This window comes from Pseudomonas yamanorum (assembly GCF_013386765.1).
Taxonomy (GTDB): Bacteria; Pseudomonadota; Gammaproteobacteria; order Pseudomonadales; family Pseudomonadaceae; genus Aquipseudomonas; species Aquipseudomonas yamanorum_A.
In genome coordinates this window covers 19,688-31,886 of record NZ_JACARE010000002.1, presented here as the reverse complement: position 1 = coordinate 31,886, position 12,199 = coordinate 19,688, and the positions used below count along the sequence as shown (strand labels likewise).

Annotated in this window: 8 protein-coding genes; 6 read left to right on the top strand and 2 right to left on the bottom strand. The window is 61.1% G+C overall.

Features of this window, described 5'->3' with window-relative positions:
- The first annotated feature begins 3 nt into the window (after nt 1–3).
- Nucleotides 4–1,395, top strand: coding sequence for an efflux transporter outer membrane subunit (locus HX875_RS00525; RefSeq protein ID WP_177040832.1), 1,392 nt, complete (start codon nt 4–6; stop codon nt 1,393–1,395).
- Nucleotides 1,396–1,425: 30 nt separating this feature from the next.
- Here the strand turns inward: HX875_RS00525 and pvdP are convergent, their stop codons facing one another.
- Nucleotides 1,426–3,042: a pyoverdine maturation tyrosinase PvdP gene (pvdP, locus tag HX875_RS00520; protein WP_177040830.1), complete on the bottom strand. Its 1,617-nt coding sequence runs from the start codon at nt 3,040–3,042 to the stop codon at nt 1,426–1,428.
- A 186-nt stretch (nt 3,043–3,228) separates the two neighbouring features.
- On the opposite strand from pvdP, the gene pvdM reads away from it, so the two are divergent.
- From pvdM to HX875_RS00495, 5 genes are all read left to right on the top strand, one after another.
- Complete coding sequence (gene pvdM, locus HX875_RS00515) at nt 3,229–4,593, top strand: pyoverdine-tailoring dipeptidase-like protein PvdM (protein ID WP_177040828.1); 1,365 nt, start codon at nt 3,229–3,231, stop codon at nt 4,591–4,593.
- A 2-nt stretch (nt 4,594–4,595) separates the two neighbouring features.
- Complete coding sequence (pvdN, locus tag HX875_RS00510; RefSeq protein ID WP_177040826.1) at nt 4,596–5,885, top strand: pyoverdine-tailoring periplasmic protein PvdN; 1,290 nt, start codon at nt 4,596–4,598, stop codon at nt 5,883–5,885.
- A 49-nt stretch (nt 5,886–5,934) separates the two neighbouring features.
- On the top strand, nt 5,935–6,837 hold the full coding sequence (gene pvdO, locus HX875_RS00505) for a dihydropyoverdine dehydrogenase (protein ID WP_177040825.1): 903 nt from the start codon (nt 5,935–5,937) through the stop codon (nt 6,835–6,837).
- Between the two features lie 141 nt (nt 6,838–6,978).
- Nucleotides 6,979–8,628, top strand: a complete 1,650-nt coding sequence (locus HX875_RS00500; protein WP_177040822.1) for a cyclic peptide export ABC transporter — start codon at nt 6,979–6,981, stop codon at nt 8,626–8,628.
- 98 nt (nt 8,629–8,726) lie between these two features.
- The gene (locus HX875_RS00495; RefSeq protein ID WP_256348010.1) at nt 8,727–11,174 is read left to right on the top strand and encodes a TonB-dependent siderophore receptor; all 2,448 of its coding nucleotides are present in this window, start codon (nt 8,727–8,729) and stop codon (nt 11,172–11,174) included.
- Between the two features lie 65 nt (nt 11,175–11,239).
- Here HX875_RS00495 and HX875_RS00490 read toward each other — a convergent pair whose 3' ends face one another.
- The gene (locus HX875_RS00490; protein ID WP_177040820.1) at nt 11,240–12,190 is read right to left on the bottom strand and encodes an alpha/beta hydrolase; all 951 of its coding nucleotides are present in this window, start codon (nt 12,188–12,190) and stop codon (nt 11,240–11,242) included.
- Nucleotides 12,191–12,199 lie beyond the last annotated feature (9 nt).

Below are 12,199 nucleotides of genomic sequence, written 5' to 3'. Positions count from 1 at the left end.
CCTATGAAAGCACACTTGACGCTCCTCGCCGCCAGCCTGCTGCTCGCGGCCTGCAGCAACCCTGCACCACGCCCGGACAGTGGCTTGCAAGCACCCGTTGCCTGGAACGAAGCCGCCGACAGCCGGGTACGCGACAACCGGCAATGGTGGATGAGCTTCACCAGCCCTCAGCTCAACCGCCTGATCGAGCAGGCGCGAACCGGCAGCTACGACCTGGCGAGCGCCGCCGCCCGCGTGCGCCAGGCTCAGGCCAGTGCCGTGATCGCAGGCGCACCGTTGCTGCCTGAACTCAAGGGTGGGCTGAACGCCAGCCGCCAGAAACTGTTGCATGGCAAGGGCTACAGCCAACTGAGCGCCGACAGCGATGACAGGGCCGTGGATTACTTCGACGCCAGCCTGACCGCCACCTATGAGATCGACTTCTGGGGGGGCAAGCGCGCTGCCCGTGACAGCGCCTTACAAGAGGTGCGCGCCAGCGAGTTTGACCAGGCCACCGTGGAACTGACCCTGCTCAGTGGCGTCGCCACCCTTTACACCCAAGTGCTGGCACTCGGCGAACAGTTGCATATTGCCGAACTCAACCTGGCCAATGCACAAGACGTACTGGCGCTGGTGCAGACCCGCTATGACTCGGGGTCTGCAACGGCCCTGGAGTTGGCGCAGCAAAAGAGCCTGGTGGCTACCCAGCAGCGACAACTGCCGCTGGTGCGCCAGCAAGCGCAGGAAGCCCGGGTCAGCCTTGCCGTCTTGCTGGGCCAGCCGGTCCAGACGCTGACCCTGGACCCGCAACCCTTCAATCAACTGACCTGGCCAGACATCGCGGCCGGTGTTCCCAGCGAACTGTTGAGCCGACGCCCGGACATCGCCAGCGCCGAGGCGCGACTGGCAGCGGCCCAGGCCAATGTCACCGTCGCACGCGCTGCCATGCTGCCCAGTGTGACCCTCACCGCCAACCTGGGCTCGGGTGCCGACCGAGCCGCCGACATCCTGCGCAGTCCGTTTTACAACCTCACGGGCGGCCTGATTGCCCCGATCTTCAACAATGGACGCCTCAGTGCCGAGCGCGACAAGGCCAGCGCGCGCCAGGAAGAGCTGCTGCAAACCTATCGTGGCGCGATCATCAACGGCTTTGCCGACGTGGAAAAGGCCTTGAGCAACATTCGCGGACTGGACGAACAACGCCAATGGCAGGACGAGGAGTTGCGACAGGCCCAGACCGCCTTCCAGATTGCCCAGAGCCGCTATCAGGCCGGGGCCGAGGACCTGCTTACAGTGCTCGAAACCCAGCGCACGTTGTATGCCGCCCAGGACCTGAACGTGCAATTGCGCCAGTCACGGCTGACGGCCAGCATCGCCCTGTATAAGGCACTCGGTGGCGGCTGGCAGGTACGCTGAGACCTGCCAGACCTGCGCGAGCCTGCTGACCTAAAGGATCTTCAAGTGGCGCGCGTACCACGGACGGCGAGGCACCTTGCGAAACAGCTGCGCGAGTTTGTCTTCGTCGGCGCTGAAGGTGATACGCAGCGCAAGCTTCATGGTTTCCGGGTCCATCTCCATCGACTTTCCCACTTGCAACCCTGGCGTCGTGCTGCACCCGTGCGTCACCGGGCCCAGCCACGGGTCGTCGACTTCCACCCAGCGTCCCGGCGCAAACCAGGGCACACCATTGACGTGCAAGCGGCTGACTTCTCCCGGGTGAAAGCGCTCGTGAGCCCGGAACCAGTCTTCAATACGGTCGTCGATCCAGCCATGAAAATGCCAGAACACCGGATTGACGTGGGACGAGAACGGATCACCCAGAAAGTCATTTTCGGCGGCGTACCAACGCGGTGAGAAGTCGTCCAGTTCACGCGCCAATGGCACGGGTGCGCCATTGGAAGGATCACGCGGCACCGAGGCCCAGCGCATGTGCAGCCAGTCGTGCAAGCCCAATTCGATTTCAGAACCGAACTGACCCAGGGTCAGTCGCGACAGGTAACGAGGGTCGGTGTACCGCGATTCCCAGACCTGGAAATTGCCGTGAAAGGTATCCGCCTGCTTGATATCACTGATCCAGCGGGTGAACGCTGCATCCCCGGGGGCCGTCCAGGTCGGCGGCAAGGCGAAGCCATCATGATTATCAAAGTAACGCGCAAAGCCTTCACGGTCGCGGTCCAGCTCTGGCTGTGGCGTGGGAAAGCACGGCCACGACGGCAAGTCCTGCATGGACCTCGCCGTACCCAGCATGTGCCGGTGCATGAAAAAGAAGTCGACACCTGAGCCGTTACGGTCCTTGTGCACGCCCCGGGCGTCGCGCTCGGTGTCGCGGGGACCAGGCTGCCAGCCGATACCGCGCAACGCATTGCGTTTGTCTTCAGGCAGGGTGTGCCACTTGTCCCGGGACGCATGCCAGAGCTGATGGAACAGGCGATGTTCGGGCGAAACCAGCCAGGCGAGCAGGGGCGGGTTCAAACCAATGCGCTGGCGCGCCTCGGGGAACAGCCGCTTGGTGGCGACAAAACGATTGGCCAGTGCCGGCAAGGACAGCGGCCGATCCAGTGGCGCGATGTGCCCGCTGAGGGTACCGCTGCCCGCATTGCCGAACTCGGCCCACACCTCGTCGTGTTTCACGCTCAACTCATAGACCGGCACGGGTACCCCGGCCTCGGTACGCAGGAGTCGCCAGTACAGTTCAGGCGCGCCCGGCTCGGCCAGCTCGCCACGCACCTGGTAGCGCGGCGTTGCACCGCTGCGCAAGACCGCGGCAGTATCCAGCCAGCCGCTCAGGCCTCGGCCACGCGGGGCAACATCAAGAAACAGCTCCAGGCCTTCCAGGGGTAACCCCTGCAGCCCGGCATCCGCGCCGTCGAAACGAATGTCCCAGATGCCACGCAACTGATTGGCCAGGTGCTGGCCAGGGGCATCCGCCAACTCGACTGTCGCCTCGCCGGGCGTGATGGGTTCTTCCTCCCGGGTCAAATGCCGATGTGCATAGTAAGCCGCCGGCACTGCTGCACCCGTCACCGCCAGACCTGCAATAAATCCCCGCCGCGAAATCGTCATTGCCCTACCTGTTTCAGCCATGGAGCAGGCCTTATCCAAGCTAAAACGTTTAGCCGCCGGGCAAATTTACCGTTCACGCGCGCGCCGATGCGCCCGAGCTAAATTTCTGCCCGGGCCACTCGTTCTTCCCTGATAGCAAAGGCCCCCTGTGCCTGGACCTTGACCGCGAACCTGACAGAGATGGCAATGATAAAACGACGTTCGAAAAAAGCCCTGTTCATCGGCCTGCCCCTGGTATTTGCGATCAGTGCCGGCGCAGGTTTCCTGGCGTGGGAATACGGTTTTGGAACCGGCCCGGGCTACCCCCTCAAACTGATGAAGCAGGCTGACGAGCTGCAGGACCGGATCATTTCCTTCGACAGCCATATCACGGTGCCTCTCGACTTTGGCACCGAAGGGCACGAAGCCGACAAGGACGGTCCTGGCGAATTCGACCTGGCCAAGGCCGCACGCGGAAGACTCTCGGCGGCGGCCCTGACGATTTTCGGTTGGCCAGAGTTGTGGAACGGCCCCAACGCGCCCCACAAACCAACCGCCGGCTTCGTCGAAGAGGCCCGCAACCAGCAGGAAGTTCGCTACAAGATCATCAGCGCCATGGTGCGCGATTACCCAAACCAGGTGGCGATCGCCTACACCCCGGATGACATGCGGCGCCTGCATGGCGAGGGCAAGTTCGCGATTTTCATCAGCATGCTCAATGCCTACCCCTTGGGCCATGACCTCGACCTGCTGGATCAGTGGGCAGCCAGGGGCATGCGCATGTTCGGGTTCAGTTACGTCGGTAATAACGACTGGTCCGACTCCTCCCGCCCGCTGCCCTTTTTCAACGACTCGCCGGACGCCCTTGAAGGGCTTTCCGACATCGGCAAGCAGGCCGTACACCGCCTCAACGACCTGGGTGTGATCATCGATGTGTCGCAAATGTCGACCAAGGCCCTGATGCAAGTCGCTCAGTTGAGCCGCACCCCCATGGTGGCCTCGCACTCGGCCCCACGGGCCATGGTGGACATCCCGCGCAACCTCAGTGACAAGGAGCTGCAACTGATCAAAAACAGTGGCGGCGTGGTCCAGGTGGTGGGCTTTTCTGCCTATCTACGCCCATTGACCCAGGCCACCCAGGACAAGCTCAACGCCCTGCGCGCCCGCTTCGACCTGCCACCGCTGCCCAACCAGGCCGTGGCCCTGATGCCCGGCGACCCGATCATTGCTGCCTGGCCTGAACAGAAGTTCGGCCAGTATGCCCAGGCGCTGTACGCGATCCTGGACGAAGAACCGAAGGCAAGCCTCAAGGACCTTGGCGACGCCATCGATTACACCGTCCGCAAGATCGGCATTGACCACGTCGGCATCGCGTCCGACTTCAATGACGGCGGCGGCATCAAGGGCTGGAAGGATGTCAGTGAGGCGCGAAATGTCACCGCCGAACTGCTCCAGCGCGGCTATTCGGAAGCGGACGTTGCCAAATTGTGGGGCGGCAACTTCCTGCGGGTGTGGGACCAGGTGCAAAAAGCAGCCAAACCCGCCAGCCCCATTGCCGGGATAAGCCATTGATCATGAATGACCGTCGTCGCTTTCTGAAACAGGCCGGCCTGATCGCTGCTGCACTGCCTTTGGGCTGCACCCTTGCCCAGGCCAACCAGGGCGCCCCGGCCGCCAGCCCTGCGTCCACCGGACACGACCGCTGGAGCCAACTGCGCCAGCTGTTCCTGCTGGACCCGGATTACCTGCACTTCTCGAACTTCCTGATCACCTCCCATCCCACCCCGGTACGCGATGCGATCGCGCGGCACCGTGCCGACCTGGACCGCAACCCGGGCCTGGCGATGGACTGGGACCTCGAGGAAACCTGGAAACGCGAAGCCCAGGTTCGGCATTGGGCCGGACAGTACCTGGGGGCCAGGCCCGGGCAAATCGCCTTGACCGGCAGCACCACCCAGGGCCTGGCGATGATCTATGGCGGGATTCACGTACGCGCCGACCAAGAGATCCTCACTACCGAACACGAGCATTTCTGCACACAGAGCATTTTGGAATTTCGCACCCAAAAGGAAGGCACAGCGGTGCGCAAGATCAGGTTGTTCAAGGACCCTCACCAAGTGTCCACCGACGAGGTCATTGCCTCGATCGCCAGCAACATCCGCCCTAACACCCGCGTGCTGGGCATGACCTGGGTGCAATCAGGCAGCGGGGTGAAACTGCCACTTGCCGAAATCGGTGCCCTGGTGGATGAACATAACCGCAACCGCGACGACAAGGACCGCATTCTCTATGTGGTGGATGGCGTCCATGGGTTTGGCGTCGAAGACCTGAGCTTCAACGCCATGAACTGCGACTTTTTTATCGCAGGTACCCACAAGTGGATGTTCGGGCCCCGCGGCACCGGCATCGTCTGTTCACGCTGGGAGGAGGCAAAGTACGTGACGCCCAGTGAGCCGACCTTTTCCGAAGACACCAACTTTGCCACCTCAATGTCCCCTGGCGGCTATCACGCCTTCGAACATCGCTGGGCACTGGACGAGGCCTTCAAACTGCACCTGGGGCTTGGAAAACCCCAGGTGCAGGCACGCATTCACCAGCTCAACGACTATATCAAGCACCGTTTGCAAGAGCTGCCGGCCGTTGAACTGGTCACGCCGCTGAGCCCCGAGCACTCCGCCGGCTTCACGTTTTTTCGGGTCAAGGGCCGCAAAAGCGATGAAATCGCAGCGCGCCTGATGGCCCAGCGGGCCGTGGTGGACGCCGTGCACCGCGATGTCGGCCCGGTGATTCGAACCGCCCCCGGCCTGCTCAACAACGAAGACGAGATCGACCGTTTCATGGCGCTGCTGAACAAGCAGGTGTAAGCCATTACGCCGCCAGGATGATGCCCTTTTTTTTTCGACGAGGTGACCCATGAACAACAACCTGCCACGCCCCCACGGCCATTCTTCTGCCAGGGTGCTGCGCGCTGTGATCCTGGCTGCACTGTGCAGCTCTCTGCTACCGGGAATCGCACAGGCCGCCAGTGCCAGCCTGGCTCCGGGAAAAGTGTTCAAGGACTGCAAGGACTGCCCGGAAATGGTGGTGTTACCCACCGGCACCTTCACCATGGGCACACCGGAGGACGAAGCCGGCCGCCAGCCCGATGAAGGCCCGATGCATGAGGTGACCTTCAGCAAACCCTTTGCCATCAGCCGCTTTCAGGTTCTGCAGGGTGAATGGGATGCCTACATTCGCGATACCGGCTATGTAATGCCCGACGGCGACACTCGCCCCGGACGCGAATGCAAGGCGGGCAAGCCGCGCTACCCGCAGAGCCCGAAGCAACCGGCGGTGTGCATGGACTTTGCTGAAGCCAATGCTTATATCGCCTGGCTGTCAAAAAAGACGGGCAAGGCGTATCGCATGGTCAGCGAATCGGTTCGCGAGTACGCCGCCCGCGCGGGTAGCAGCGGACCGTTCCCGTTCCCGTTTGACGAGGGCAAGGAATACAGCATCGCCAAGCACGCCAACACCTACGGCGCGGCAGACGGTTACAACTACACCTCGCCAGCCGGCAGCTTCCCGCCTAACGCGTTCGGGGTATACGACATGCACGGCAACGTCTACGAGTGGGTAGCCGATTGCGCACACCGCAACTACATCGGCGCCCCTACCGACGGCAGTCCATGGCTGGAAGCCAATTGCACACTGCAGCAGATCCGCGGCAACGACTACGGCGAAGCGCCCATTTTCTCTCGCTCCGGCAACCGCAACGACCTGTTCCCCGCCGAGCGCGGCGACTGGATCGGCTTTCGCGTCGAACGTGATCTCTAAGCCATCAAGCCCTGGCGACCACCGTCTGGCGGTCGCCTTAAATTAGCGTGTGCCCTGGTCGTTCCTACAGGACAGGCATCGCCGCCAGGCACCGCCCCAACGCCTCCCTACCCCTCTTTTACCTGAAGCGGAACGACGCCCATGACCAGCACCTCACGCGGAGCCCTCAGTGAACTGTTTGCCCTGCTCAAGCCCTTTTGGCCCATCGTGGCGATTTCCATCGCCCTGGGCATGGTCGGTGGCCTGAGTGTCACCGCCCTGTTGGCCACCATCAATAATGCGCTGCACGCTGACGCCAACCTCACCCAGGGGGCAATGATGGGCTTTGCCGGCTTATGCCTGCTGGCGTTGATCAGCGCGATTTGCTCTGACATCGGTACCAACTATGTGGGGCAAAACATCATTGCCAGGTTGCGCAAGGAGCTGGGGGAGAAGGTGCTCGCCGCGCCCATCGACCAGATCGAGCGGTACCGCAGCCACCGGCTGATTCCGGTGCTGACCCACGACGTCGACACCATCAGCGACTTCGCCTTCGCCTTCGCCCCCCTGGCCATCTCCATGACCGTTACCCTCGGTTGCCTGGGTTACCTGGCCATGTTGTCCTGGCCGATGTTCTTGTTGATGCTGGTGGCGATTGTCATTGGCACCGTGGCCCAATTCATCGCCCAGGCCAGTGGCGGCCGGGGGTTTGAAGCCGCGCGCGCCTCCGAGGACGAGCTGCAGAAAAACTACAACGCCATCGCTGAAGGGGCCAAGGAGTTACGCATCCACCGCCCCCGCCGCCACCGGATGTTCGTCCACGGCATACAGGCCACCGCCGACTTCATCTGCAAGACACAAATCCGCGCAATCAATACTTTTGTCATCGCCAAGTCGTTTGGTTCGATGCTGTTCTTCGTGGTAATTGGCATGGCCCTGGTCATGCAGTCATTCTGGCCGAGCCAGGACAAGGCCGTGATGAGCGGTTTCGTGCTGATCCTGCTGTACATGAAAGGCCCGCTGGAACACCTGATCGGCACCCTGCCGATCGTCAGCCGCGCGCGCATCGCATTCCGCCGTATTGCCCAATTGTCGGAGCAGTTCTCTTCCCCCGAGCCACACTTGCTGCTCAGTGGCAGCGTAGAAAAACCGGCACCGGTACACACCCTGGAATTGTCCAACGTCGCCTACGGCTTCGCCCCGGTAGAAGGCAGCGAACCGTTCCACCTCGGGCCCGTCAACCTGCGTATCGAACAAGGGGACATCATCTTCATCGTCGGTGAAAACGGTTGTGGCAAAACCACCCTGATCAAGTTGCTCCTGGGCCTTTACCCACCGCAACAAGGCGAGATCCGCCTCAATGGCCAGCCGGTCAGTGCAGTGAACCGCGATGACTACCGACAGTTGTTCACGACCATTTTTGCCGACTACTACCTGTTCGACGACGTGGTCCAGGGCGACCAGCAGATTCCTGCCGACGCCAACAAGTACCTGCAACGCCTGGAAATTGCCCACAAGGTCAGCGTGCGCGATGGCGCCTTTACCACCACCGACCTGTCCACCGGTCAACGCAAGCGCCTGGCCCTGATCAACGCCTGGCTGGAAGACCGGCCAGTGCTGGTGTTCGACGAATGGGCCGCAGACCAGGACCCGACCTTCCGGCGGATCTTCTACACCGAGCTGCTGCCGGACCTGAAACGACTGGGCAAGACCATCATCGTGATCTCCCACGATGACCGTTACTTCGACGTGGCGGACCAGTTGGTGCGGATGAAAAACGGCAAAGTCACCGCGGAATTGGTGGGCGCCTGAAAAGCGCCCTGATTTTTTCCGGTTTTGGTTCTCAGGTGCGTCTCATTATCAATAACAACGAGAACACCTCCCAACCTTCATCACAATGAGCATTTCGGATGTCGCCACGTCACTCACTTACACCTCTGGCAACGCTGGTCATGCGCTGCACACTGAACCTCAAGACATTGCCTCGGCTGTCCTTGCTGATAGCGTTGCCTTTTGCCACACAGGCCCAGGCGCAAGACATCAGCTTTGCGATCCCCGCACAGCCGATGGCCAGCGCGCTGCAAGCATTTGGCCAACAGAGCAAGTTGCAGGTGCTGTACAACCCGCAGGACCTGCAAGGGTTGACCAGTAACGCATTGAACCAGCGCCTCTCACCGACCAACGCACTGGGGGTGTTGTTGAGCGGTTCGGGGCTTAGCTTCAACCAACAGGACAATGCGGTGGTCCTGGTTTCGAAAAGGTCAAACGGGGCCGGCCTGGAGCTGGGAGCAACCACCATCAGTGCCGCGGGTGCGAGCGAAAGCAGTGAGTCAACGCATTCGTATACCGTCGGCAAGACCACCACGGCCACGAAGCTGCCCATGTCGCTGCGCGAAACTCCGCAGTCCGTCACCGTGGTCACTCGTCAGCGCATGGACGACCAGGCCATGAAGAACCTGGACGATGTGATGCAGAACGCTACCGGCATCACCATCGTCAAAAACGGTGCTGAACGCTCGCTGTATCAGGCTCGGGGCCAACTGGTCGATACCCTGCAAATCGACGGTATCCCGACTAACGTCAGCAACGCCTATTCCATGGATGCCATTTCCAAACCGACGACCGATATTTATGACCGTGTAGAGATCGTACGCGGCGCAACCGGTTTGATGGAGGGCGCAGGCAACCCGTCAGCGGCCATCAACCTCGTGCGCAAACGCCCAACGGCAACGCCCCAGGCCCTGATCGAGACGTCCGTAGGCTCGTGGGATGACTACAAGACCATGGTCGATCTGTCTTCCCCACTGAACCAGGAAGGCACACTCCGTGGGCGTACCGTACTGACCTACAACAACGCCAACAGCTACATGGACACGGCGAAAAAAGAAAACCAGGTGTTCTACAGCATCCTGGAAGCCGACCTGGCGGAAAACACCATGGCGACCCTGGGGTTCACCTACCAGAAGGACCGCAACTCCGGTTATGACTGGTCGGGTTTGCCGACGCGAGCAGACGGTGGTTTCTATCCACTGTCGCGCTCCACGTCACTGACCGGTAAATGGAACCACCTGGACAAGCGCAACACCACGGTCTTTGCCGATATCCAGCACTACTTCGACAACGATTGGAAACTGGTAGTCTCGGCCAACCAGACCTGGGCCAAATCCGACTTCCTCGGCAACTTTACCCAGCGTGTGAGCGGGACGGATGACAGCTTCCGCCTGCAACCACGACACTTCCGCTACGACGACACCCAGACTGGGGTGGATACGTACCTGTCAGGCCCTTTCCAGTTCCTGGGCAAGCAGCATGACTTCGTCGTCGGGAGTAACGTGCGGGTCGATGATTTCGACTATCACGGCGGTAACGACACCACCTACAACTACGTCTTCGACATCAACAACCCGAATGCCTTCGACCCACCGAAGCCAACCGCGTTGAACGTCAGCAAATGGAAGTACAACCAGACCCAGAAACAGGCCGGTGTGTATGCGGCGAGCCGCTTCAGCCTGACCGACTCGACCAAATTGATCCTGGGCAGCCGGGCCAGTTGGTTCAAATCGGAAAGCCTGACCAATGTGACGCGCCCCATCCGCGGGGAATACACCAAGAAGGGCGAGATCACACCGTACGCCGGGCTCGTGCAGGAGCTGAATGAAAACTTCTCGGCCTATGCCAGCTACACCGAGATTTTCAAACCGCAGAGCAACCTCGACGCCAGCGGCAAGACGCTCAAGCCAATGACCGGTTCCAACTATGAGTTGGGCTTGAAGGGCGAGTTTCTCGACAAGCGCCTGACCACGGCCATTGCCTTGTTCCAGTCCGACCAGACCGGACGCGCAGAGGCCGTCAGCGAAAGCGAAGCAGAGATCATTTGCCCGAATGGCTGCTACCGCGCCTCGGAAAAAGTCCGCAACCGCGGGATCGACCTGGAGATCAACGGAGCCCTGACGTCAGACTGGAACGTATCGGGTGGCTACACGTACACCCAGTCCAAATACATCTCGGGCGAACAGAAAGGTGATGACTTCTCGGCCTCCTCCCCGCGCCATCTGTTCAAGATCGCCACGGACTACCGTCTGCCAGGCGTGCTGAACAAAACACGCGTGGGCGGCAGCATCTTTGCCCAAAGCAAGATGACCCAGACCGAAGTGGGCGAAACCTACAAAATCCAGCAAGGCGGCTACACCCTGACCAACCTGCACGCGATCTACGAGATCAACAAGAACCTGGAAGTGCAGTACAACCTGGACAACGTCTTCGACAAGAAGTACATCCAGACCACGGGCAACACCAACTACTGGAACTTCTACGGCGAACCCCGCAACTTCAACCTGGCGCTACGGGCCAAGTTCTAAGCAAAAAAAAGACAGGGTGCCCGGCACCCTGTCTTGTTTTCTCCCGCCTTTAAACCCTCCCCCGACTAACCCAGATAGCTCTTCAGCGCCTGAGCAATCAGCGCCTGTGCGTCTTGTGCCTCGTCCACCAGCGCATCCATGCGCAAGAAGTCATGGGTCATGCCTTCAAACACCTGCATATCCACGACCACCCCGGCCTCGCGCAAGCGTGCGGCATAAGCCACGCCCTCGTCGTGCAGCGGATCACACTCGGCGAGTACCAACAACACCGGTGCCGCCTGGGCGTTAGGGGCTCCCAGCAGAGGTGAAAAACGCGGGTCCAGGCGGTCCTGAGGGGTGCGCTCATAATGCTGGTAGAACCACTGCAAGGTTTGCGCTTCCAGCAGGTGGCCGGTGGCATAACGCGCCGTCGAGGCGGTGCTGGCACTGGCATCCGTCACCGGGTAGATAAGCACCTGCACCCTTGGCTGGTGCGCCCTGTCGCAACCGTTGGCCACCACCGTCGCCAGGCTGCCACCGACGCTGTCTCCGCCGATCGCCAGTCGCGCCGGGTCGATGCCCAGGGACGCAGCATGATGGCGCAACCAATGCCAGGCGTCCTGCGCATCCTCGACGGCAGTGGGAAATCGCCATTGCGGTGCCAACCGATACGCCACCGACAGCACCACGCAATCGGCCAGCTCAGCCAGTGTGCGGCACAACGCGTCATGGGAGTCGAGACTGCCCACGACGTAACCGCCCCCATGGAAATAGAGCAAGGCCGGCTGCGGCGCATCCAGGGTCGGTGAACGACGGCTGTAAAGACGCGCCGGCAACAGGCTGGCGTCACGTGTCGGTACTTGCAGTTCTTGAACATGCTCAAGCTCGTCACTGGCGATGCTCATCAACAAGGAAGACTGGTCGAAACCCACCCGGGCGTCTTCCGGAGTCGATGCGTGCATCGGCACGGTCTTGCCTTCGGCACGCGCATTGTTGACCAGCTGCAGGTAGGCCGAAATATCGGGATTTACAGACATGAATTACCA